Annotated in this window: 20 protein-coding genes; 2 read left to right on the top strand and 18 right to left on the bottom strand. The window is 73.3% G+C overall.

Translation table 11 applies throughout. From position 1 onward, the window contains the following. Positions 1-27: 27 nt before the first annotated feature. From OG946_RS07390 to hisI, 17 genes are all read right to left on the bottom strand, one after another. Positions 28-1329 carry a sugar ABC transporter substrate-binding protein gene (locus tag OG946_RS07390; protein WP_326795332.1) on the bottom strand — a complete coding sequence of 434 codons (1302 nt, stop codon included), beginning with the start codon at positions 1327-1329 and terminating at the stop codon, positions 28-30. Between the two features lie 261 nt (positions 1330-1590). Next, the gene (locus tag OG946_RS07395; protein ID WP_326795333.1) at positions 1591-3138 is read right to left on the bottom strand and encodes a PQQ-dependent sugar dehydrogenase; all 1548 of its coding nucleotides are present in this window, start codon (positions 3136-3138) and stop codon (positions 1591-1593) included. A 248-nt stretch (positions 3139-3386) separates the two neighbouring features. After that, positions 3387-4847 carry a glutamate synthase subunit beta gene (locus tag OG946_RS07400; protein ID WP_326795334.1) on the bottom strand — a complete coding sequence of 487 codons (1461 nt, stop codon included), beginning with the start codon at positions 4845-4847 and terminating at the stop codon, positions 3387-3389. Continuing rightward, positions 4840-9426 carry a glutamate synthase large subunit gene (gltB, locus tag OG946_RS07405; RefSeq protein WP_326795335.1) on the bottom strand — a complete coding sequence of 1529 codons (4587 nt, stop codon included), beginning with the start codon at positions 9424-9426 and terminating at the stop codon, positions 4840-4842. Before gltB ends, OG946_RS07400 begins: the two co-directional genes overlap by 8 nt. Positions 9427-9749: 323 nt before the next feature. Then, positions 9750-10478, bottom strand: a complete 729-nt coding sequence (locus OG946_RS07410; RefSeq protein ID WP_326795336.1) for a VIT1/CCC1 transporter family protein — start codon at positions 10476-10478, stop codon at positions 9750-9752. A 390-nt stretch (positions 10479-10868) separates the two neighbouring features. Next, the gene (gene lgt, locus OG946_RS07415; protein WP_326795337.1) at positions 10869-11909 is read right to left on the bottom strand and encodes a prolipoprotein diacylglyceryl transferase; all 1041 of its coding nucleotides are present in this window, start codon (positions 11907-11909) and stop codon (positions 10869-10871) included. A gap of 105 nt (positions 11910-12014) precedes the next feature. Further along, the gene (locus OG946_RS07420; RefSeq protein WP_326795338.1) at positions 12015-12782 is read right to left on the bottom strand and encodes a DsbA family protein; all 768 of its coding nucleotides are present in this window, start codon (positions 12780-12782) and stop codon (positions 12015-12017) included. Between the two features lie 38 nt (positions 12783-12820). Then, on the bottom strand, positions 12821-13144 hold the full coding sequence (locus tag OG946_RS07425; protein WP_326795339.1) for a hypothetical protein: 324 nt from the start codon (positions 13142-13144) through the stop codon (positions 12821-12823). Between the two features lie 92 nt (positions 13145-13236). Continuing rightward, the gene (trpA, locus tag OG946_RS07430) at positions 13237-14070 is read right to left on the bottom strand and encodes a tryptophan synthase subunit alpha (RefSeq protein ID WP_326795340.1); all 834 of its coding nucleotides are present in this window, start codon (positions 14068-14070) and stop codon (positions 13237-13239) included. Continuing rightward, entirely contained in the window at positions 14067-15308 is a 1242-nt protein-coding gene (trpB, locus tag OG946_RS07435) for a tryptophan synthase subunit beta (protein ID WP_326795341.1), read from the bottom strand. Before trpB ends, trpA begins: the two co-directional genes overlap by 4 nt. Beyond that, positions 15283-15561: a tryptophan biosynthesis modulator TrpM gene (gene trpM / locus OG946_RS07440; protein ID WP_442814590.1), complete on the bottom strand. Its 279-nt coding sequence runs from the start codon at positions 15559-15561 to the stop codon at positions 15283-15285. The genes trpB and trpM overlap by 26 nt, the downstream gene beginning before the upstream one ends. Before the next feature lie 13 nt (positions 15562-15574). Next, positions 15575-16384 carry an indole-3-glycerol phosphate synthase TrpC gene (trpC, locus tag OG946_RS07445; protein WP_101425081.1) on the bottom strand — a complete coding sequence of 270 codons (810 nt, stop codon included), beginning with the start codon at positions 16382-16384 and terminating at the stop codon, positions 15575-15577. 159 nt (positions 16385-16543) lie between these two features. Beyond that, positions 16544-16978, bottom strand: a complete 435-nt coding sequence (locus tag OG946_RS07450) for a DUF2752 domain-containing protein (RefSeq protein ID WP_326795342.1) — start codon at positions 16976-16978, stop codon at positions 16544-16546. Between the two features lie 131 nt (positions 16979-17109). Continuing rightward, complete coding sequence (locus OG946_RS07455) at positions 17110-17334, bottom strand: HGxxPAAW family protein (RefSeq protein WP_326795343.1); 225 nt, start codon at positions 17332-17334, stop codon at positions 17110-17112. Positions 17335-17424: 90 nt separating this feature from the next. Continuing rightward, positions 17425-18039, bottom strand: a complete 615-nt coding sequence (locus OG946_RS07460; protein WP_326795344.1) for a TIGR02234 family membrane protein — start codon at positions 18037-18039, stop codon at positions 17425-17427. Positions 18040-18213: 174 nt separating this feature from the next. Next, the gene (locus OG946_RS07465) at positions 18214-19767 is read right to left on the bottom strand and encodes an anthranilate synthase component I (RefSeq protein ID WP_326795345.1); all 1554 of its coding nucleotides are present in this window, start codon (positions 19765-19767) and stop codon (positions 18214-18216) included. Further along, a complete protein-coding gene (gene hisI, locus OG946_RS07470; RefSeq protein WP_047015218.1) occupies positions 19764-20141 on the bottom strand; it encodes a phosphoribosyl-AMP cyclohydrolase in 378 nt (125 codons plus the stop codon). Before hisI ends, OG946_RS07465 begins: the two co-directional genes overlap by 4 nt. Positions 20142-20256: 115 nt before the next feature. Here hisI and OG946_RS07475 point away from each other — a divergent pair, with 115 nt between their 5' ends. Beyond that, entirely contained in the window at positions 20257-20904 is a 648-nt protein-coding gene (locus OG946_RS07475; protein ID WP_326795346.1) for a hypothetical protein, read from the top strand. Positions 20905-20985: 81 nt separating this feature from the next. Next, entirely contained in the window at positions 20986-21618 is a 633-nt protein-coding gene (locus OG946_RS07480) for a TIGR03085 family metal-binding protein (RefSeq protein ID WP_326795347.1), read from the top strand. A gap of 51 nt (positions 21619-21669) precedes the next feature. Here OG946_RS07480 and OG946_RS07485 read toward each other — a convergent pair whose 3' ends face one another. Continuing rightward, entirely contained in the window at positions 21670-22986 is a 1317-nt protein-coding gene (locus tag OG946_RS07485; RefSeq protein WP_326795348.1) for an MFS transporter, read from the bottom strand. Positions 22987-22998 lie beyond the last annotated feature (12 nt).

A 22998-nucleotide genomic window follows, 5' to 3' on the forward strand; every position in this document is an offset into this window, starting at 1 on the left:
TTCCGTGTCCTTGTCCGAAACCGGGGTCTACTCGGACTTGGCGAAGATGTCGTCCATCTCGCCGGCGGCCTTGTCCGCTGCCTCCTGGACGCTCTGGTCGCCCTTGAGCACGGACTGGACCAACTTCAGTACCACCTGGCTGGCCTGGATCTCGCCGTAGGCGGTGGTCTTGGGAACGGTCGCGCCGGCCTCCAGCATCTGCTTGGCGAACGGCTCGACCAGCGGGTCGCCCTCGTCGGCGATCTTCTTCAGCTCGGTGTTGGTGCCGGGGAAGTAGTTCGTCTGCTTGGCCCACTCGGCGGCGAACTTGCCGGTGGTGGCCATCTTGACGTACTCCCAGGCCAGTTCCTTCTTGTCGCTGTCGAACGTCGACAGGTAGGAGCCGCCGAGGAACGACGGGCTCATGCCGCCGTCCTTGCCGGGGATCGGCGCGGCGGCGATCTTGCCCTCCAGCTCGGGGGCCTCGTCGAGGAAGGTCTTGGGGGTCCAGTTGCCGGAGATCGTCATGGCGACGTTCCCCTTGGTGAACTCCTGGGCCACCTCGTCCTCGCGCCAGGTGGTGACCTTCGCCGGGGACAGCTTGTCCTTCGTGGCGAGGTCGGTGTAGAACTGCAGGCCCTCCACGGACTCCGGCGAGTTGATGGCCGACTTCCAGGTGTCGCCGTCCTGCACGGCGGGCTCGCCGCCCGCGCCCCAGACGAAGGGCATCGCGAACATCTCGGCCCCGCCGGCGACGGGGAACGAGATCATGTCCGGCTCCTCCTTCTTCAGGGTGAGCGCGACGTCCCGCAGCTCCTCCCAGGTCGTCGGAGCCTTCAGGCCGTGCTTGTCGAAGATGTCCTTGCGGTAGACGAGTCCGCGTACGCCCGCGTACCAGGGCATGCCGTACTGCTTGCCCTCCAGCGTGCCCGCGTCCTTCAGCCCTTCGACCAGGTCCTGGTCGAGACCGGCGTCCTTCACCTGGTCGGTGACGTCCACCAGGCCGCCGGTCTCGGCGAACTGGGGCACCCAGGTGGTGCCGACCTCGGCGACGTCCGGCACCTGGTCCGGGCCGCCCTCGATCGCAGTGGTGAACTTGCGCTGGGCGCTCTCCCACTGCTGGTACTCGACGTTGACCTTCGCCCCGGTCTTCTTCTCGAACTCCTTGTTCAGTTTGTCGAAGAAGGGCTCGGCATCGGGGTTGGTCCCCTTCATGATCCAGACGTCGAGGGTCTTGCCCTTGCCGTCCAGTGCGTCGCCGCCGCCGTCCCCATCGTCGGAGTCGCTGCCACAGGCAGCGAGCCCCAGCACCATTGCGGCGCTCACGGCGCCGATGACGAACTTCCGCATGAACCGCTCCCGCTCTCCAGTGAGCCGAACCTGAACTTGTCTAGACCAGCAGGACGGTATGGAGTGGTTTAACCAGGGTCAAGGGTGGTTTCGAGGTGATGCCGAACCGTTGTCTGAGGTGCCGCCGAAGCGTCCATCCGACAATTGTCCGACCATTGGCGTTGCGCGCTGTGCATCCGAAACTATCATCGCCATTTTCTTCCCGCCCGCCTCCGGCGCGCGACCGGAGGCGGGCATGGAAGCGCTTGCCATGGCGAAGCGTCAGCCGGTGGCCCTACCGGAAGCGGTCAGCGTGCAGGCGTCTCCGTTGAGCGTGGCGCGCTTCGGCGGCGAAACATCACCCGTATGGCTCGCCAGATAGCCCAACGAGACGCTCTCCCCCGGCTCGATCACCGCGTTGTGCGGGGCGTTGGCCGCGGTGATCATGTCGCTGCCCTGGAAGAGGTCGGTGTTCCAGTCCGAGATCACGGTCTGGCCCATCGCCAGCGGGAACTTCAGCGTCCAGCCGTCGATCGGCGTGCTGCCCGTGTTGGTGAGCGTCAGATCGGCGGTCAGGCCGCCGCCCCAGGTGGTCGAGGCGATGTCCAGCGCACAGGTCGGCCGCTGCCGCTCGAAGGCCACCTTGTGCAGCCCGCCCGGCAGGTCGTTGACGACGTAGAACTCGCCGTCGACCGTCTCGCCCACATCGGTGATCTGGGTCGGGAACCGGCCGATCTCCGCCTGCCGGTAGCCGCCCCTGCCGTCCGCGCGCAGCGCCCAGACCGCCGACGAGCAGTAGTCGGTGCCGATGTACGTGCCGCCCAGCAGGTCGGCGTACCGCTCGCCGCGGTAGACCCGGCCGCCGACCACGGCGCAGCCGCCGGTCTGCGGGGAGTAGGTGAACACGGGGTCGGTGTAGTCGGCATCCCCGGCGCACTGGGCCTCGTCGAAGACCTCGAAGCCCTCGCGGCAGGACCAGCCGAAGTTCGCGCCCGGCTGCTCCGGACGGGCGACGTGGTCGATCTCCTCCCAGCGGCCCTGGCCGACGTCGCCGAGCCACAGCGAGCCGTCCGCGGGGTCGAAGGAGAAGCGCCAGGGGTTGCGCAGCCCGTACGCCCAGATCTCCGGGCGGGCGTCCGCGGTGCCGACGAAGGGGTTGTCCTGCGGCACGCAGTACGGCAGGTCGCCGCAGGTCCGGCTGACGTCGATGCGCAGCAGCTTGCCCAGCAGGGTGTCGAGGCGCTGGCCGCTGTCGAACGGGTCGCCGGCGCCGCCGCCGTCGCCGATGGTCCAGTAGAGGTAGCCGTCGGGGCCGAAGGCGAGCGTGCCGCCGTTGTGGTTGCTGTACTCGGCGTGTTCCTGGGCGAGCAGCACCTCCAGGCCGCCGTCGTCGAGGCCGTAGCGGGCGAGGGTGATCGCCCCGTCGGGCAGCGCGCTGTAGACCACGTACAGGTCCTGCACCTCGGGGAACGCCGGGTCGGGGACGATGGCGAGCAGCCCGCGCTCGTTGCCGGACTCGTCGACGACGTCGGTGAGGTCGGCGACGGGCTCCGGGGCGAGGCCGGTGTCGGGGTGGTAGGCGCGGACGGTGCCGCGCTTCTCGGCGATGAACAGCCGGCCGCTGCCGTCGTCGGGCGCGGCGATGTCGATGGGGCGGCGCAGTCCGGAGGCGACCTGGGTGGTGGTCACCGCCAGCTCCTCCAGCGGGACGTCGGCGGCCGGGCCCGATCCGGTGACGGTCGGTTCGGGAGCGGCGGCGGCCGTGAGCGGGGCGAACAGGGCGAGCACTAAAGCGAGGAACAGCGGTGCCGTCGAGCGACGTCTGAGCATGTGGACTCCTGGGATACGAACGGGAGTTGCATGACGGCGCACCTTCCCGGAAGGTATCCGCTACGCCCCGGCCGCACCAGACCGCAGCCATCCCGCCCGCCCCGCCCGCCCCCGCGGCCCCACCGCGCCCCCGGACGCGCCGAGGCGCCCGCCTCAACGGTCGGGGAGAGGCAGGCGCCGCGGGTCTTGCTGTTCCGTACCTCGTTGTACGGGACATCCCAAGGACATCTCTGTGGTGCGGCCGGACGTCAGACCACCAGCGCCCGGTCCGTCGGCCGGATCGGCGCCGGCAGGTCGCTGGCGCCCGTCAGCATACGGTCCACGCCGCGCGCCGCGGAACGCCCCTCGGCGATCGCCCAGACGATCAGCGACTGACCGCGCCCGGCGTCGCCGGCCACGAAGACGCCGGGGACGCTGGTCGCGTAGTCCGCGTCGCGGGCGACGTTGCCGCGCGCGTCCAGCTCCAGGCCCAACTGCTCGACCAGACCGTTCTCCCGGTCCACGCCGGTGAAGCCCATCGCGAGGGTGACCAGCTCGGCCGGGATCTTCTGCTCGGTGCCCGGCACCGGCTTGAACCCGCCGTCCTCGAACCGCACCTCGACCAGGTGCAGGAAGGCCACGTTGCCGTCCTCGTCGCCCTCGAAGTGGGTGGTCGAGACGGAGTAGACGCGCTCCCCGCCCTCCTCGTGGGCGGACGTGACCTTGTACGTCATCGGGTAGACCGGCCACGGCTGGCCCTCGGGGCGCTCCTCCGACGGCCGCGGCATGATCTCCAGTTGGGTCACGGACGCCGCGCCCTGCCGGTGCGCGGTGCCGACGCAGTCGGCGCCGGTGTCGCCGCCGCCGATGACCACGACGTGCTTGCCCTCGGCGGAGATCGGCGGGGTGACGTAGTCGCCTTCCTGGACCTTGTTGGCGAGCGGCAGGTAGTCCATCGCCTGATAGATGCCGGTCAGTTCGCGGCCCGGCACCGGCAGGTCGCGGGCGGTGGTGGCACCGGCGGCGACGACCACGGCGTCGTAGCGCTTGCGCAGCTTGGCGGCGTCGATGTCGCGGCCGATCTCCACGCCCGTACGGAACTTGGTGCCCTCCGCCCGCATCTGCTCGACACGCCGGTTGATGTGCCGCTTCTCCATCTTGAACTCGGGGATGCCGTACCGCAGCAGCCCGCCGATCCGGTCGGCGCGCTCGTACACCGCGACCGTGTGCCCGGCCCGGGTCAACTGCTGCGCCGCGGCCAGCCCTGCGGGGCCCGAGCCGATGACGGCGACCGTCTTGCCCGACAGCCGCTCCGGCGGCTGCGGCGTGACGGCGCCGGCCTCCCACGCCTGGTCGATGATGGTGACCTCGACGTTCTTGATGGTCACCGCCGGCTGGTTGATGCCCAGCACGCAGGCCGTCTCGCACGGCGCCGGGCACAGCCGCCCGGTGAACTCCGGGAAGTTGTTGGTCGCGTGCAGCCGCTCGCTGGCGGCGGTCCAGTCCTCGCGGTAGGCGTAGTCGTTCCACTCGGGGATGAGGTTGCCCAGCGGACAGCCGTTGTGGCAGAAGGGGATGCCGCAGTCCATGCAGCGGCCCGCCTGCTTGCTGATGACGGGCAGCAGCGAGCCCGGGACGTAGACCTCGTTCCAGTCCTTGACCCGCTCGGCGACGGGCCGGGTCTCGGCGACCTCGCGGCCGGTGGTCAGGAAGCCCTTGGGGTCAGCCATGGAGCGCAGCCTCCATCATCTTCTCGTGCGTCTGGGCCTCGGTGAGGCCGGCCCGCTCAGCGGCGTCCTTGGCGGTGAGCACTGCCTTGTACGTGGACGGGTAGACCTTGCTGAACCGGGCGACGCCCGCGTCGGGGGCGTCCCACTCGGCGAGCAGCTTCCCGGCGACGGTCGAGCCGGTCTCCTCGTGATGGCGGCGCACCACGTCGTGCAGCCACTCCCGGTCGGCGTCGTCCAGCTTCTCGACGGCCGCGAGGTTGCCCTCGTTGACGTTGTCCGGGTCGAGGTCGATGACGTACGCGACGCCGCCGGACATGCCGGCCGCGAAGTTGCGCCCGGTCTCGCCCAGCACGACGGCCTGGCCGCCGGTCATGTACTCGCAGCCGTGGTCGCCGACGCCCTCGGCGACGACGAGCGCGCCGGAGTTGCGGACGCAGAACCGCTCGCCGACCTTGCCGCGCAGGAACATCTCGCCGCCGGTGGCGCCGTACGCGAGGGTGTTGCCCGCGATGACGCTGTACTCGGCGAGGTGCTCCGCGGCGCGGTCCGGGCGGACCACGAGCCGGCCGCCGGACAGGCCCTTGCCGACGTAGTCGTTGGCGTCGCCCTCCAGCCGCAGCGTGACGCCGCGCGGCACGAAGGCGCCGAACGACTGTCCCGCCGAGCCGGTGAAGGTGATGTCGATCGCGCCGTCGGGCAGACCTTCGCCGCCGAACTTCTTCGTCACCTCGTGGCCGAGCATGGTGCCGACCGTGCGGTTGATGTTGCGGATCGCCACCCGGGCCCGTACGGGCTGGGCCTCGGCGGCGGACGGCGCGGCCAGCGCGTCGGCGGCGAGCTTGATCAGCTCGTTGTCGAGCGCCTTCTCCAGGCCGTGGTCCTGGCCGGTGACCTGGTAGCGCGCGGCGCCGTCCGGCAGCTCCGGGACGTACAGAAGCGGCGCCAGGTCCAGGCCCTGCGCCTTCCAGTGGTCGACGGCGCGGGTGATGTCGAGCATCTCGGCGTGGCCGACGGCCTCGTCCAGGCTGCGGAAGCCCAGCTCGGCCAGGAGCTCGCGGACCTCCTCGGCTATGAACTCGAAGAAGTTGACGACGTGTTCCGCCTGGCCGGTGTAGCGCTCGCGCAGCACCGGGTTCTGGGTGGCGATGCCGACCGGGCAGGTGTCCAGGTGGCACACGCGCATCATCACGCAGCCGGAGACCACCAGCGGCGCGGTCGCGAAGCCGAACTCCTCGGCGCCGAGCAGCGCGGCGACGACCACGTCGCGGCCGGTCTTGAGCTGGCCGTCGGTCTGCACCACGATCCGGTCGCGCAGCCCGTTGAGCAGCAGCGTCTGCTGGGTCTCGGCGAGGCCCAGCTCCCACGGGCCGCCGGCGTGCTTGAGCGACGTCAGCGGCGAGGCGCCGGTGCCGCCGTCGTGGCCGGAGATCAGCACCACGTCGGCGTGCGCCTTGGACACCCCCGCCGCGACCGTGCCGACGCCGACCTCGCTGACCAGCTTCACGTGGATGCGGGCCTGCGGGTTGGCGTTCTTCAGGTCGTGGATGAGCTGCGCCAGGTCCTCGATCGAGTAGATGTCGTGGTGCGGCGGCGGCGAGATGAGGCCGACGCCGGGCGTGGAGTGCCGGGTCCTGGCCACCCACGGGTACACCTTGTGGCCGGGCAACTGGCCGCCCTCGCCGGGCTTGGCGCCCTGCGCCATCTTGATCTGGATGTCGTCCGCGTTGACCAGGTACTCGCTGGTGACGCCGAAGCGGCCGGAGGCCACCTGCTTGATCGCGGAGCGCCGGCTCGGGTCGTACAGCCGGTCGGCGTCCTCGCCGCCCTCGCCGGTGTTGGACTTGCCGCCGAGCTGGTTCATCGCGATCGCCAGCGTCTCGTGCGCCTCCCGCGAGATGGAGCCGTACGACATGGCGCCGGTGGAGAACCGCTTGACGATCGCGGCGACGGGCTCGACCTCGTCGAGCGGCACCGCCGGGCGGTCCGACGCCAGCCGGAAGAGCCCGCGGAGCGTCATCAGCCGCTCGGACTGCTCGTCCACGCGCTGCGTGTACTGCTTGAAGATGTCGTAGCGGCGGGTGCGGGTCGAGTGCTGCAGCCGGAAGACCGTGTCCGGGTCGAACAGGTGCGGCTCGCCCTCACGGCGCCACTGGTACTCGCCGCCGATCTCCAGGTTGCGGTGGGCCGGGGCGATGCCGGAGGCGGGGTACGCCTTGGCGTGCCTTGCGGCGACCTCCCGGGCGATGACGTCGAGTCCCGCGCCGCCGATCTTCGACGTGGTGCCGTGGAAGTACGTGTCCACGAACTCCTGGTCCAGGCCGATGGCCTCGAAGACCTGCGCACCGCGGTACGAGGCGACGGTGGAGATGCCCATCTTGGACATCACCTTCAGCACGCCCTTGCCCAGCGCCTTGATCAGGTTGCGGATGGCCGTCTGCGCGTCGCCGTCCGGGCCGCCCTCGATGAACGTGCCGGCGCGGACGAGGTCTTCGACGGACTCCATCGCCAGGTACGGGTTGACGGCGGCGGCCCCGTACCCGATGAGCAGCGCGACGTGGTGCACCTCGCGCACGTCGCCGGCCTCGACCAGCAGGCCGACCTGGGCGCGCTGCTTGGTGCGGATCAGGTGGTGGTGGACGGCGGAGGTGAGCAGCAGCGACGGGATCGGGGCGTGCTCGGCGTCGGAGTGCCGGTCGGAGAGGACCAGGAGCCGGGCGCCGGAGTCGATCGCCGCGTCGACCTCGGCGCAGACCTCCGCGAGCCGGTCGGCGAGCGCCTGGCCGCCGCCCTGCACGCGGTAGAGCCCGGAGAGCGTCACGGACTTGAAGCCGGGCATGTCGCCGTCCGCGTTGACGTGGATGAGCTTGGCCAGCTCGTCGTTGTCGAGGACGGGGAAGGGCAGCGTGACCGTACGACAGGACGCGGGCGTGGGCTCCAGCAGGTTGCCCTGCGGGCCCAGCGCCGAGTGCAGCGAGGTGACCAGCTCCTCGCGGATCGCGTCCAGCGGCGGGTTGGTGACCTGCGCGAAGAGCTGGGTGAAGTAGTCGAAGATCAGCCGCGGCCGGTCCGAGAGCCCTGCGAGCGGGGTGTCGGAGCCCATGGAGCCGATCGGCTCCGCGCCGGTGCGCGCCATGGGCGCGAGCAGGACGCGCAGCTCCTCCTCGGTGTAGCCGAAGGTCTGCTGGCGGCGGGTGACCGAGGCGTGGGTGTGCACGATGTGCTCCCGCTCGGGCAGCTCCGGCAGCGCGACGATGCCGGCGTCCAGCCAGTCCCCGTACGGGTGCTCGGCGGCCAGCTCCGCCTTGATCTCGTCGTCCTCGACGATGCGGTGCTGCGCGGTGTCGACCAGGAACATCCGGCCGGGCTGCAGCCGGCCCTTGCGCACGACGCGGTCCGGGGCGAAGTCGAGCACGCCGACCTCGGAGGCCAGCACGACCAGGCCGTCGTCGGTGACCCAGTAGCGGCCGGGGCGCAGGCCGTTGCGGTCCAGGACGGCGCCGACGAGGGTGCCGTCGGTGAAGCTGACGCCGGCCGGGCCGTCCCAGGGCTCCATGACGGTGGAGTGGTACTGGTAGAACGCCCGCCGGGCCGGGTCCATGGACTCGTGGTTCTCCCACGCCTCCGGGATCATCATCAGCATCGCGTGCGGCAGCGACCGGCCGCCCAGGTGCAGCAGTTCCAGCACCTCGTCGAAGGAGGCGGTGTCGGAGGCGTCGGGGGTGCAGATGGGGAAGACCCGCTCCAGGTCGTGCTCACCGAACAGGTCCGAGTAGAGCTGGGACTCGCGCGCGCGCATCCAGTTGCGGTTGCCCATGACCGTGTTGATCTCGCCGTTGTGCGCGATGTAGCGGTACGGGTGCGCCAGCGGCCAGCTCGGGAAGGTGTTGGTGGAGAACCGGGAGTGCACGACGCCGATGGCGGTGGTCAGCCGGCGGTCCGACAGGTCCGGGAAGAACGGTTCGAGCTGCCCGGTGGTCAGCATGCCCTTGTAGACGAGGGTGCGCGAGGACAGCGAGGGGAAGTACACGTCGGTCTCGCGCTCGGCGCGCTTGCGCAGCACGAACGCGGACCGGTCCAGCTCGATGCCGCTCTTGCGGGCCGCCTGGTCCGCGCTCTCCACGAAGAGCTGGGCGAACGAGGGCATGGTCGCGCGGGCGCCGGCACCGAGCAACTCGGGCGCGACGGGCACCTCGCGCCAGCCGAGGACCCGCAGGCCCTCCTCGGCGGCGATGGCCTCGACCCGCTCCCGTACCGCGGCGGCCTCGTCCTCGGCCACGGGCAGGAAGGCCATGCCGACGGCGTACGACCCGGCGGCGGGCAGCGGGAAGCTGACGGCGGCACGCAGGAAGGCGTCCGGGACCTGCAGCAGGATGCCGGCGCCGTCGCCGGTGTCGGGGTCGGAGCCGGTGGCACCGCGGTGTTCCAGGTTGCGCAGCACCGTCAGCGCCTGCTGGACGAGTGCGTGGCTGGCCTCCCCGCTCAGCGTGGCGACGAAGCCGACCCCGCAGGCGTCGTGCTCGTACCGGGGGTCGTACAGCCCCTGCGCTGCAGGGCGGGCCGCCTGGGATGCGTGCCGCATCGGCTCTCCCGTCGTCGTCGTGGCAGTGATGCGTGCCGAGGGACGACGTTGGCCCTGGCCGAAATTTCGTGCAGGTTACATGATGACCTGCAGCTCAGGAAGCGGATACCGCGTATCAGCATCCGGACACCCCTGGTCGGGGAGTGCACCCCGCCGCGCGGGGGATCTGCACGGTTCGTGCAGGACGAAGCGCGGGCGGCACTGCCCGCGGTTCCCGTCACATGCCCGCGGAGGTCCGGTTCGAAACGCGGGGGTAATAGATCAGGAGTGCGGGCAGGTCGCTTTCGAGGATACGGGATCCGGCCGGGCCCGCGGCCCGGCGCTCAGCCCCCGACGGTGGCCCCGAAGAGGGCGCCCAGGCCGTACGTGACGGCCGCCGCGGCACCGCCGAGGAACAGTTGCCGCAGCCCGCTGTACCACCAGGTGCGGGCCGTGATGCGCGCCACCGCCGCGCCGCAGGCGAAGAGCCCGGCCAGCGCGAGCAGCACCGCGGGCCACAGGGCCGTGGCGCCCAGCAGATACGGCAGCACCGGCAGCAGCGCGCCGACGGCGAAGGAGCCGAACGACGACAGCGCCGCCACCAGCGGCGACGGCAGGTCGCCCGGGTCGACGCCCAGCTCCTCGCGGGCGTGGATCTCCAGCGCCTGCTCCGGGTCCCGCATGAGCTGCCTGGACACCTCGGCGGCCAGTTCCGGGTCCACCCCGCGCGACTCGTACAGCTCGCTCAGCTCGCGCAGCTCGTCCTCCGGGTGCCGGCTCAGCTCCCGCCGCTCCACGTCCAGCTCGGCGAGGACCAGCTCGCGCTGGGAGGCGACGGAGGTGTACTCCCCCGCGGCCATCGAGAACGCGCCGGCCGCCAGCCCGGCGAGGCCGGTGAGCACGATCGTCGTGGACGAGACCGAACCGCCGGCCACGCCGGTGATCAGCGCGAGGTTCGACACCAGCCCGTCCATCGCGCCGAAGACGGCGGGCCGCAGCCAGCCGCCGGTGACGTCACGGTGGGTATGGCCGTGCCGTTCGGCCGGCTGGCCCGCCTGCAGCCCCGCGGACATGGATCGCGCTCCCCTCGTCGATCTTCAGTTCGACGATACGCGGGGTCCCGGCGGCCCGCCAGCAAGGCAGGCCGTACTCACCTGGGGTGACGCGGCCCGCACGGCCGCTGCCTGCGGGGTGCCCGGGGCCGGTGTGTCCGGGGGCGGCGGGGCGGTGGGGGCGCGAGCGGCTGAGGCGTCGGAGGTGCTGCGGCCCGTACGGCTGCTTCCGGTACGCGGCGGGGGCTCCCGCGCGGGGGGCCCTTACCCGCCGTGTCACCGGGGTTCGGTCGCCGGACTCGCCGGACAGACTCTAGGGGACTATCCGGCCGGGCAACCGGGCCGGACACGGGCGGGGCCGTCGCCGCGGGTGCGGTGACGGCCCTGCCGTGCGTGCGGTGTGCCCGGCGGCTACGTGTGCCGGCCGCGCTCCCCCGCGGGGGCGTCCCCCGCGGTCTTGGCCTCGGCCGCGCCGGCGGTCGCGGGCTCCTGCTCCTGCTCGCCGGCGGCTCCGGAAGCGTCACCGGGCCCGTCCGGTCCTTCGCTCTTGCCGGGCTCGCCGTCCTTCGCGCCGGCCTCGGCCTTCCCGGCGGCGCCGGGCGTGTCCTTCTCGGCGGCGCCGGCCTCGTCGAGCGCGGCGGGCTCCACGACCTCCTCGCGACCCGGCCGCTTCTTCGCCGACACCACGATGTAGAGCACCGCGGCGACGAAGACCAGGATCGACGTCCAGACGTTGAGCCGCAGCCCGAGGACGTCGTGCGCCTCGTCCACGCGCAGGTACTCGATCCAGCCGCGGCCCGCCGTGTACGCCGCGACGTAGAGCGCGAAGGCCCGGCCGTGGCCGAGGCGGAAGCGCCGGTCGGCCCAGATCACCAGCAGCGCGACGCCGATGCACCACAGCGACTCGTACAGGAAGGTCGGGTGGAAGGTCTCGGCGGTGCCGGTGACGGAGTGCTCCGCGTCGATCTCGACGGCCCAGGGGACGTCGGTCTGCTTGCCGTACAGCTCCTGGTTGAACCAGTTGCCCCAGCGGCCCAGGGCCTGCGCGAGCGCGATACCGGGCGCGACGGCGTCGGCGTAGGCCGGGATCGGGATGCCGCGGCGGCGGCAGCCGATCCAGGCGCCGAGCGCGCCCATCGCGATGGCGCCCCAGATGCCGAGGCCGCCCTCCCAGATCTTGAAGGCCTTGACCCAGTCGCCCCCCTCGCCGAAATACGGCTCGTATGTGGTGACGACGTGGTAGAGCCGGCCGCCGACGAGGCCGAAGGGCACGGCCCAGATGGCGATGTCAGCGACGGTCCCCGCCCGGCCGCCGCGCTCGATCCAGCGGCGTCCGCCGAGCCAGATGGCCACGAAGATGCCGAGCAGGATGGCGAGGGCGTAACCGCGCAGCGGGAGCGGTCCGAGGTGCCAGACGCCGTCGGAAGGGCTGGGGATGTATGCGAGATCCATAGCAGCATCGACGGTACCGTGCCGGGGCGCGGCGCGGGGAGCCCGCGGGGACAACGGCTCCGTAACTCTCCGCGATATCGCCGCCGCGCACCGGTGGCTCAGCCCCTAGCCGGCGTCCTCGACGAGCTGCTTGAAGCTCTCCGGGGTGAGGTTCGAGCCCGGCCCGAGGATGTTCTTGCCCTCCAGCAGGACGGTGGGTGTCGAGTTGTGGCCGGCCTTGCCGAACGCCTCGTCGGAGGCGCCGACCCAGCCGTCGAACCTGCCGTCGTCGACGCAGGAGTCGAAGCGCTTGCCGCGCAGTCCGTCGACCTTGCCCGCCAGGTCCTTGAGGTGCCCCTTGTCGGCGAAAGCGTCGTCGTTCTCCGGCGGCTGGTTGCGGAAGAGCACGTCGTGATACGGGACGAACTTGCCGGCGTTCTGGGCGCAGGCGGCGGCGTTGGCGGCGTTCAGCGAGCCGGTGCCGCCGAAGTTGCCGTCGATGAGCTTGACCAGCCGGTACTCGGTGCGCAGCTTCCCGGCGTCCTCCAGGTCGTTGATCGTCTTGCTGAAGCGGTCCTCGAACTGGCCGCAGGCCGGACAGCGGAAGTCCTCGTACACCGTGAGGGTGGCCGGGGCGTCCGCCTTCCCCGCGGGAAGCGCGAGGCGGTCCTTGCCGACGGCGCCCTTCGGGAACGCGACGGGCTTGTCGTTGGTGTCACTGCCGCTGTTCTGGCCGATGAGGACGCCGACCACCGCGACCACGGCGAGCACCCCGACCACCGCGGCGAGGACGACCAGCATCCGCCGCCGTTTGTCCTTGGACCTCTGCCGCTCGCGCTCGGCCTGCAACCGGTCCCGGGCGGTGCGCTTCCCCTGAGGGTTGTTCTCGCTCACGCCCGGCTATAACGAGGGACCCGCCCCCCGGTGACGGATCAGAACACGCGCCCGTACTGCAGGTAAGCGGCGGCGGCGGAGAGCACCAGCACGACCGAGACGAGGACGAGGCAGACGGTGAGGGCGCGCGGCACCGGCGCGTGGGCAATCCGCGGGCGGGGGCGGCGCACCCGGCGCTGCTTGGGTGCCGCCTCGCGCCGGGCTTCCTCGGCGGCGAGCCGCTCCGTCACCTCGTACCACCGCGCGGAGCGCTCCTTCGGCGCGGTGGCTTCTATCTGGCCCAGGGAATCCCTCTGGAACCGCTCCCATATGTCATCGGGCAGACGCGGCTCGTCGTCGGCGCCGGGCTGATTGCCGGCCATCGGGCCCTCCCCTGTGCGGCACGGATTGCTCCTCCAAGTTTCGCACGTCCGTACCCACCGCGGAGGGCCCTGTGGATATCCGACCGGGTCCTTCAGCCCCGGCGGCGTACCCCCTCGGCCAGCTCACCCGCCAGCGCCCGCACGGCCGCGAGGCCCGCCTCGTGGTCGTCCCCTGCGGCCAGCAGCCGCTTGACGAACGCCGAGCCGACGATCACGCCGTCGGCGAACGCGGCGACCTCGGCCGCCTGGTCCGCCGTCGAGACGCCGAGGCCGACGCAGACCGACAGGCCGCCGTCCCGTACCGCCTCGGTGGCGCGGGTGCGCCGGACCAGGTCCTGGGCCTCGCGGCCCACGGACTCGCGGGTGCCGGTGACGCCCATCAGCGACGCGGCGTAGACGAAGCCGCTGCCGGCTCGCGTGATGGCCGACAGTCGCTGCTCGCGGCTGCTGGGGGCGACCACGAAGACCGTGGCCAGGCCGTGCTTGTCGGCCGCCTGCCGCCACGGCCCCGACTCCTCGACGGGCAGGTCGGGCAGGATGCAGCCCGCGCCGCCCGCCGCGGCCAGGTCCTCGGCGAAGCGCTCGGGGCCGTAGCGGTCGACCGGGTTCCAGTACGTCATGCAGAGCACCGGGGCGTCCGTCGCGGACTGCACCTCGGCGACCGTGCGGATGACGTCCTTGATGCGCAGCCCGCCGCGCAGCGCGATGTCGTCGGCGGTCTGGATCACCGGTCCGTCCAGCACCGGGTCGCTGTGCGGCAGGCCGACCTCGACGGCGTCGCAGCCGCCTTCGAGCATGGCGGTCATGGCCCGTACGCCCGTGTCCACGTCGGGGAAGCCGGCGGGCAGATAGCCGATGAGGGCCGCCCGGTCCTCCGCCTTCGCGGCGGCGAGCACGGCGTCGAGCCGCGCGATGTTGCCCGTCACCGGTCCGCCTCCTCGGCGTCGTAGAGCCCGAAGTAGCGGGCGGCGGTGTCCATGTCCTTGTCGCCGCGCCCGGAGAGGTTGACGACGATCAGGCCGTCGGGGCCCAGCTCGCGGCCGACCTCCAGCGCACCGGCGAGCGCGTGGGCGCTCTCGATGGCCGGGATGATGCCCTCGCTGCGCGACAGCAGGCGCAGCGCCTGCATCGCCTCGTCGTCGGTCACGGCCCGGTACTCGGCGCGGCCGGCGTCCTTGAGGTAGGCGTGCTCGGGGCCGACGCCCGGGTAGTCGAGGCCGGCGGAGATCGAGTACGGCTCGGTGATCTGGCCGTCCTCGTCCTGGAGCACGTACGACCGGGAGCCGTGCAGGATCCCGGGGTCGCCGAGGCTGAGGGTCGCGGCGTGCTCGCCGCTGGTCAGGCCGTGCCCGGCGGGCTCGCAGCCGACGAGGCGCACGGCCGGGTGGGGCAGGAAGGCGTGGAAGAGGCCGATGGCGTTGGAGCCGCCGCCGACGCAGGCGACGGCCGCGTCGGGCATCCGGCCCGTACGGTCGAGCAACTGCTGCCGGGCCTCGATGCCGATGACCCGGTGGAAGTCCCGGACCAGCGCGGGGAAGGGGTGCGGTCCCGCGACCGTGCCGAAGAGGTAGTGGGTGTGCTCGACGTTGGCGACCCAGTCGCGGAACGCCTCGTTGATGGCGTCCTTGAGGGTGCGGCTGCCGGACTTCACCGGGACGACCTCGGCGCCGAGGATCCGCATGCGGGCGACGTTGAGCGCCTGCCGCTCGGTGTCGATCTCGCCCATGTAGACGGTGCACTCCAGGCCGAGGAGGGCGCAGGCGGTGGCGGTGGCCACGCCGTGCTGGCCCGCGCCGGTCTCGGCGATGACGCGGGTCTTGCCCATGCGGCGGGTGAGCAGGGCCTGGCCCAGCACGTTGTTGATCTTGTGCGAGCCGGTGTGGTTGAGGTCCTCGCGCTTGAGGAAGACCCGGGCGCCGCCCGCCTCCGCGGCGAAGCGCGGCACCTCGGTGAGCGGGCTCGGCCGGCCGGTGTAGTTGGCCAGCAGGTCGTTCAGCTCGGCGACGAACGACTCGTCGCCCTTGGCCTTCTCGTACGCGACGGCGACCTCGTCGACGGCGGCGCGCAGCGCCTCGGGGATGAATTTGCCGCCGTACGCACCGAAATAGCCTTCGGCGGTCGGCACCTGACGCTCTGGGTCAGGAATGAAGAATTCTGCGGGCATGACTGATCCTCGGTCGGAACGGATGACGGACGGCGTGGGGACACGCCGCGTGCCATCGCATGCCGTTGATCTGGCCGGGCTCGGCACCGATGTGGTACCTCACCCGCCGCCCGCGCACGCGCCGCGCGGGAGCCCGGCAGCCACGCGGCCGGCACCCGGGGGCGAGGACGCCTCCCGCCTGGAGGACGGAGGCGAGCGCGGCGCGGCGACCGGCCGCCGCGCCCCGCGGCAGGTGTGGGCGCTCCGCGTGCATGGTCACCGGGGCGTCAGCCCCGCCCGTGGCGCAGCGCGGGGTGGGCGCCGGCGGCGACGAGGTCGGCGACGGCGGCGCGCGGGTCCTTGCCGGTGACCAGGGACTCGCCGACGAGCACGGCGTCGGCACCGTCGTTCGCGTATGCGATGAGGTCGTGCGGGCCGCGCACGCCGGACTCGGCGATCTTGACGATGTGGTCGGGGATCTCGGGGGCCACCCGGCCGAAGTTGCCGCGGTCCACCTCGAGCGTCTTGAGGTTCCGCGCGTTCACGCCGATGATCTTCGCCCCGGCGGCCACCGCCCGCTCGGTCTCCTCCTCGTCGTGCACCTCGACCAGCGGCGTGAGCCCGATGGACTCGGCCCGCTCCACCAGCGAGACCAGCGCCTCCTGGTCCAGCGCGGCGACGATCAGCAGCACCAGGTCGGCGCCGTACGCCCGCGCCTCCCAGAGCTGGTACGACGTGACCACGAAGTCCTTGCGCAGCACCGGCAGGTCCACCTTGGCGCGCACGGCCTCCAGGTCCGCCAGCGAGCCGCCGAAGCGGCGCTGCTCGGTCAGGACGCTGATGACGGCGGCGCCGCCCGCCTCGTAGTCCGCGGCGAGCGCGGCCGGGTCGGCGATCGCCGCGAGCGCGCCCTTGGACGGGCTGGAACGCTTGACCTCGCAGACGACGGTGACACTGTCGCCGCGCAGCGCGGCCACGCCGTCGCGCGCCTGAGGGGCTCTGGCGGCGCGCTCCTTGAGCTCGTCGAGGCCGACCCGGGCCTGCCGCTCGGCGAGGTCCTCGCGCACGCCGTCAATGATCTCGTCGAGCACACTCACGCGAGCGGACCCCTTTCTGCTGGCGCCGGTGCCGGTGCCGGCCGGCGCCTGGCGCCGGCCGCCGGCGGGCGGCTGTTCGGGTACCTGTGATGGTATCCGGCACCGGGCGGAAGCCCCGAATCCGGACCTTCTCCGTCCCACCAGCCGGACGCGCTGCGGCTACGGACCCAGCACCGCCCCGAACGGCAGGTTCCGCAGCAGCGTAAACGCTGCGACCAGCGCGAACAGCACCGACCCCACGGGCAGTCGCGCCGGGATCCGGATCCGCAGGAGCGCGCGCGGGCGGGGGTGTACGGCGGCGAGCAGCCAGCCCAGCAGGGCGACGGCGAGGACGGCGGCGCCGGCGGCCGCGAGGGCGTTGGCGCCGAGCGCCGCGGCCGGGTCGCCGTGGGCGAGCGCGTACGCGCAGCGCAGGCCGCCGCAGCCGGGGCAGGCCAGGCCCGTGTACGCGAGGACGGGGCAGGGCGGGTAGCGGCCGGGCTCGTTCGGGTCGGCGGCGCCGACCGCGGCGAGGCCGGCGGCGGCGCAGGCCAGTGCGGCGAGCGGGGGCGCGAGGCGCCGTAGCGGGGCGGTTGCGGCGGTACGGGCGGACACACCCGGATTGTCCCCGTGGGGGAGTGCGGGCGCATCCGGTGCGGCGTACGGCAGGGAAAGGCGGCGCACTTGCGGCGCCGCGCGCCCCGGCACGGGTCTCCCGGCCGGGGGCGGGGCGGGGACCGTACGGGCTACTCGCCGGCGGTGCGCACCGGCGGCAGCGGCTTCTTGCCCATGCCCATGCCGCGCATCACGGCGCCGACCACGCCGCCGAGGGGGATGATGACCAGGCTCAGCCAGAACAGCAGGGGCTGGTCCATCACCATCAAAGCGCCCGAAACGCAGAACCCGATGAAGATGATGACCACCGCGGTCCATGCGGCCGGCGTGTGTCCGTGGTCGTGGTTCTCCGCCATTTACTGCACTCCTTGAAACATACAACCGCTCATATCACCAGACGCGGCCATTGTCCCCGACCGGTCCGGACCGCCGACGACGGGGGCCGCTCAGCGCTCGCGGGTGGGGTCCTCGCCGCGGTCGAGGGCCTTCCACAGCTCCTCGGGCCGCTCCGGGTCCACGGGCGCGGCCCGCCGCGGGCGGGCGGCGGCGCCGGCGCCGGGGCGCTCGTAGCGCCCGGACATCGCCGGCCAGCCGGGGCCGTAGCGCAGCGCGAGCAGCCCGGCGCACAGCAGCAGCACGCCGCCGGCCAGGCTCACCCAGGCCCAGGCGGTGTGGCTGACGGCGGTGACCGTCGCGTCGGTGAGGCCGGCCGCCTCGGCGGCCTGGTCGTCGAGCGCGGCGGTGTCGGAGGCGCCGAGGGCGGAGGCGGCGATCACGCCGACGCCGCAGAGCGTGAGCAGCGCGGCGACGACGGTGCGGCCGGCGCGGCGGACGGCGAAGACGGCGACGAGGGCGGCGAGCCCGACGATCGCGAGCGCCGACGGCACCCCGGTGACGTCCCGGCCGCCGGCGGTGACGTGCAGCACGGCGTCCGCGACGGGGGTGGCGGCCTCGCCCTCGGCCCAGGTGCGGCCGGCGGCGACGAGGACCACGGCCGCCCCGAGCGCGCCGGAGAGCAGGGCGGCGGCGAGCGGGGCGCGGGAGGCGGACTGATATGTCACCCGGTAAGTGTCTCGCACCCGTCGGGACCGGTTCCGGCAGGGGGGCGCGGGCGTCCGGGCACACGAGCCGGAGCCGCCGGACCGGGACGGAAGGCCGAACGCCGTCGCGTACGGTCCCGGCGCCGTCGTACGCCCCGTTCCACCGCCGCTGCCGGGCCGCCCCCGTACGCCCCGCTACCCCGCCGCCTCCCGGCCGGCCCGCGACAGGTGCCCCGCCGCCGCGACCGCCCGCAGCACCGCCGCCGCCTTGTTGCGGCACTCCGCGTCCTCCGCCGCCGGGTCGGAGTCCGCCACGATCCCGGCGCCCGCCTGCACGTACGCCGTGCCGTCGCGCAGCAGGGCGGTGCGGATCGCGATGGCGGTGTCGGCGTCCCCGGCGAAGTCCAAGTACCCGACGCAGCCGCCGTACAGCCCGCGCCGTGTGGGCTCCAGCTCCTCGATGATCTGCAGCGCCCGCGGCTTCGGCGCCCCCGACAGCGTCCCGGCGGGGAAGCAGGCGGTGAGCACGTCGAACGCCGTACGCCCCGGGGCGAGCCGGCCGGTGACCGTGGAGACGATGTGCATCACATGGCTGTAGCGCTCGATGGACATGAAGTCCACGACCTCGACGCTGCCGGGCTCGCAGACCCGGCCGAGGTCGTTGCGCCCGAGGTCGACGAGCATCAGGTGCTCGGCGCGCTCCTTCTCGTCGGCGAGCAACTCCTCGGCCAGCGCCGCGTCCTGCTGCGGCGTCGCTCCGCGCGGGCGCGTGCCCGCGATGGGGTGCAGCAGGGCGCGCCCGTCCTCGACCTTGACCAGCGCCTCCGGGCTGGAGCCGACGATGTCGAACGCGCCCGCGCCCGCGCCGGTGTCGGGCAGCCGGATCAGATACATGTACGGGCTGGGGTTGGTGGCCCGCAGCACGCGGTAGACGTCGAGGGCGCTCGCGGCGCACGGCGTCTCGAACCGCTGCGAGGGCACGACCTGGAACGCCTCCCCCGCCCTGATCCGCTCCTTGATGTCCGCGACCGCCGCCCTGAACTCCGCGCCGCCCCACAGCTCCCCGTACTCCGGCAGCGCGGACGGCGGCAGCGGCGCCGCGCTCACGGCGGTGGGGCGGGCGAGGTCGGCGGTCATCGCGTCGAGCCGGGCGACCGCGTCCTCGTACGCCTCGTCGACGCCCGTGTCGAGGTCGTTGTGGTTGATCGCGTTGGCGATCAGCAGGACGCTGCCGTCCCAGTGGTCGAGGACGGCGAGGTCGGAGGTGAGCAGCATCGTCATCTCCGGCAGCCGCAGGTCGTCCGCGGTGCTGTCGCCGATGCGCTCCAGCCGCCGCACGACGTCGTACCCGAGGTAGCCGACCATGCCGCCGGTGAAGGGCGGCAGCGCGTCCCGGCCGTCGGTGCCCTCATGCAGGTCGCGCGGGGTGTGCAGGGCCTCGACGGTGGCGCGCAGGGCGGCCAGCGGGTCACCCCCGGTGGGCAGGCCGACGGGCGGGGTGCCGAGCCAGTGGGCCCGGCCGTCGCGCTCGGTGAGGGTGGCGGCGCTGCGCACGCCGACGAACGAGTACCGCGACCACGTGCGGCCGTTCTCCGCGGACTCCAGCAGGAACGTGCCGGGGCGCTCGCCGGCGAGCTTCCGGTACAGCCCCACCGGGGTGTCGCCGTCGGCGAGCAGCCGGCGCACGACGGGGATGACGCGGCGGTCCTTGGCCAGCGTGCGGAACGTCTCCCGGTCCGGAGTGGTCACTCGGCGCCGCCCACGGTCAGCTCGCGGCCGTCGAAGCAGGTGCGGCTGCCGGTGTGGCAGGCGGGGCCGACCTGGTCGACGCGGACGAGCACGGTGTCGGCGTCGCAGTCGAGCGCGACCGACTTCACGTGCTGCACGTGCCCGGAGGTCTCACCCTTGACCCAGTACTCCTTTCGGCTGCGGCTGTAGTACGTGCCGCGGCCGGTGGTGAGCGTACGGTGCAGCGCCTCGTCGTCCATCCACGCCAGCATGAGCACTTCGCCGCTGTCGTACTGCTGCACGACGGCGGGCAGCATGCCGTCGGCGTTCCGCTTCAGGCGCGCCGCGACGGCGGGATCGAGGTCGGAGGGCCGCGCGGGCCGGTTGCCGGTCATGGGGCCATTGTGCCAACAGGGACGGACACACCGCGGTCCCAGAGGGCGCGACGCGCGCGGCCGGGGACGGCCCCTTGCCGTACATCGGAACGTGTCGATAGGGCATGCTTCGCCCATGACCAACCCACCTCCGGATCCGCACGCAAGACCCCGCGGGCCGAAGACCGCCGTCACCGCCGCGATGGCGGCGGCCCTGCTCGTCGCCGTGGCGGTCGCCGCCTTCCTCGCGCTGCGCGGCGGGGACGACGGCGGGACGCAGGCGGGCGGCCCGCGGCCGCAGGGCAGCGCGGAGCGGCCGGCGGGTCAGGACAGCCTGGGCGGCGCGGAGACGAAGAGCGCGAGCGCGGGCTCGGCGGCGGGCACCGCGGACGCGCGGGGGGACCTGGAGCCGACCGAGTCGCACATCCCGTACGTGGTGCTGCGGACCGGCGAGTGCTTCGACCACCCGTCGCTGGACACCGGCGTCGAGTCGGTCGAGACCCGCCCGTGCACCGGCCCGCACGACGGCGAGGTCATCGGCAACCGCACGCTCAGCGGCGACTTCCCGGACGGCGACGCGCTGGACGACCAGGCGCTGGGGCTGTGCCAGCGGGCCGCGGAGGAGAAGCTGGAGACGATGCCGGCGGACGGGCGGCACTACTTCTACTACGCGATGTACCCGACGATGACGACGTACGAGTACCAGAGCCAGGACGAGATCTCCTGCGCGCTGACCCTCAGCACCGAGCCCGACGGCCCGAAGCTGACCCAGCCGCTGCCCTGACCCCCGCCCGCACCGTGCGGGCGCCAACTCCCGGCGCGGCAGTGCGTGCCCCGGCGTCGCGGACGGTCGTAGGGTGACGGCATGACGACCCATGCGAAGCGGGAGCGGCTCCTCCTCGCCGATCTGCTGGAGGGCGCCGGATCCGAGGCGCCGACGCTGTGCGAGGGCTGGACAACGTACGACCTGGCCGCGCACGTGGTGGTGCGCGAGCGCCGGCAGGACGCGGCGGGCGGCCTCCACTTCAAGCCGCTGCAGAACCGGCTGGAGCGCGTGCAGGCGGAGTTCCGGCAGAAGCCGTACGAGGAGCTGGTGCAGCTCATCCGCAGCGGGCCGCCGCGGTTCTCGTCGTTCGCGCTCAAGCAGGTCGACGAGGCCGTGAACGTCGTGGAGTTCTACGTGCACGCCGAGGACGTCCGCCGCGCGCAGCCCGACTACGCGCCGCGCGAGCTGGACCCGGTCTTCTCCGACACGCTGTGGAACCGGCTGGAGCGCGGCGCGAAGATGATGGGCCGCAAGTCGCCCGTGGGGCTGGTGCTGCGCCGCCCCGACGGCCAGACGGCGGTGGCCCACCGGGGCGCGCCGGTGGTCACGGTGACCGGGGAGCCGGCGGAGCTGCTGCTGTTCGTCATCGGGCGGCAGGAGGCGGCGAAGGTGGAGCTGGAGGGCGACGAGGACGCCGTGGCGCAGGCGCGGTCGGCGCCGCTCGGCATCTGACGCCGCACGGCGGCGGGTTGCGCCGCGCGCCCGCGCGGTGAGCCGGATCAGCTACGGGGCCGGGGCGGGCGGCGGGTCCGGCAGCGGGTCCGGCAGCGGGCCCGCGGCGGTCGTGCGGCGTAGACCGCGGGCGCGGGGCAGTTCCGCCCGGCGTACGGCGGACGCGGCGAGACAGACGACGGCGCCCAGGCAACTGAACGCGCCGCAGGCGAGGAAGACCGGCGCACTGCCCCAGGCGCCGATGGCCGCGCCGACGAGCGGGTAGCACAGCGGCGCGAGCCCCAGTCCCGTCAGGCTGGTGGCGGCGGTGACGCGGCCGAGGTAGGCGGGCGCGGCGGAGGTCTGGATCAGCGCGTACGCCAGCCCGCCGCAGACGCCGCCCGCGAGCCCGCCGAGTCCGCAGGCGGCGACCGCGAGCCCGTGGGAGGGCGCGAGCGCGACGCTGCCGAGGGCGGCGCCTGCGGCGACGAGCGTGGCGATGTGGACGAGACCGGGGCGCGGCAGCCGGCCGGTGACGGCCAGGAGCAGCGCGCCGGCGCCGGCGCCGAGGCCGAACGCGCCGACGAGCCAGCCGAGTCCGGCGGCGCCCCAGCCGCGTTCCGCGGCGAGGAGGACGAGGCCGACGTTGAGCGGCCCGTTCAGGCCGAACTCGCTGAGGGCGCCGGAGAGGACGAGCGGCCCGATCAGCGGGTGCCCGCGCACGTACCGCAGCCCCTCGCGCAACTCCCGCCCGGCGCCCGCCGGATGCGCCGGCGCGGCTTCCCCGGCGGGCATCTCGGGCGCGTCGGGCGCGTCGGGCAGGGGGCGTAGGCGCAGCGTCATCAGCAGCGGCACCGAGGCGGCGAACAGCAGTCCCGCCGCCGCGAACGCCGCCGCGGGCCCGCCCAGTACCAGGGCGTACCCGCCGACCGGCGCGGCGGCGGCGCCGCCGAGGCGCAGAGCCAGCGCCCGCAGCCCGGCGATCCGGCCCAGCTCCTCCGGCGGCGCGATCCGCGCCGGGAGGGCGCCGACCGCGGGCAGGAACAGCGCGTCGACCACGCCGAACGCCAGCGCCACCGCGACCAGCAGCCACAGCCCGGGTGCGGCGATCCCCAGCGCCGCGGCGGCCCCCAGGACGAGGACGCAGCGCGCCGCGTCGGCGCCGATGACGACCCTGCGCGGCCCGAAGCGATCGGCGACCACTCCCCCGCCGAGCAGCAGCACCGCGCGCGGCACCGAGCCGACCGCCATCACCACCCCGGTCTCCGCCGGGCCCACTACCCGCTGCGCGGCCCAGCCGAGGGCGAGGAAGAACACGCCGTCGCCGAGCACGGAGAGGGCGTACGCGACGAGCCACCGCGGGACGCCGGTGTCGCGGTGCGTGGGCACGGGCGCGGGCCC

Origin of the sequence: Streptomyces sp. NBC_01808 (assembly GCF_035917395.1) — a bacterium.
Taxonomy (GTDB): domain Bacteria; phylum Actinomycetota; class Actinomycetes; order Streptomycetales; family Streptomycetaceae; genus Streptomyces.

Bases quoted from the DNA above. Each gene is read 5' to 3' on its own strand.
- OG946_RS07390 (WP_326795332.1), bottom strand. From the start codon at position 1,329: ATGCGGAAGTTCGTCATCGGCGCCGTGAGCGCCGCAATGGTGCTGGGG.
- OG946_RS07395 (WP_326795333.1), bottom strand. From the start codon at position 3,138: ATGCTCAGACGTCGCTCGACGGCACCGCTGTTCCTCGCTTTAGTGCTC.
- OG946_RS07400 (WP_326795334.1), bottom strand. From the start codon at position 4,847: ATGGCTGACCCCAAGGGCTTCCTGACCACCGGCCGCGAGGTCGCCGAG.
- gltB (WP_326795335.1), bottom strand. From the start codon at position 9,426: ATGCGGCACGCATCCCAGGCGGCCCGCCCTGCAGCGCAGGGGCTGTAC.
- OG946_RS07410 (WP_326795336.1), bottom strand. From the start codon at position 10,478: ATGTCCGCGGGGCTGCAGGCGGGCCAGCCGGCCGAACGGCACGGCCAT.
- lgt (WP_326795337.1), bottom strand. From the start codon at position 11,909: ATGGATCTCGCATACATCCCCAGCCCTTCCGACGGCGTCTGGCACCTC.
- OG946_RS07425 (WP_326795339.1), bottom strand. From the start codon at position 13,144: ATGGCCGGCAATCAGCCCGGCGCCGACGACGAGCCGCGTCTGCCCGAT.
- trpB (WP_326795341.1), bottom strand. From the start codon at position 15,308: ATGCCCGCAGAATTCTTCATTCCTGACCCAGAGCGTCAGGTGCCGACC.
- trpM (WP_442814590.1), bottom strand. From the start codon at position 15,561: ATGCACGCGGAGCGCCCACACCTGCCGCGGGGCGCGGCGGCCGGTCGC.
- OG946_RS07455 (WP_326795343.1), bottom strand. From the start codon at position 17,334: ATGGCGGAGAACCACGACCACGGACACACGCCGGCCGCATGGACCGCG.
- hisI (WP_047015218.1), bottom strand. From the start codon at position 20,141: ATGACCGGCAACCGGCCCGCGCGGCCCTCCGACCTCGATCCCGCCGTC.
- OG946_RS07475 (WP_326795346.1), top strand. From the start codon at position 20,257: ATGACCAACCCACCTCCGGATCCGCACGCAAGACCCCGCGGGCCGAAG.
- OG946_RS07480 (WP_326795347.1), top strand. From the start codon at position 20,986: ATGACGACCCATGCGAAGCGGGAGCGGCTCCTCCTCGCCGATCTGCTG.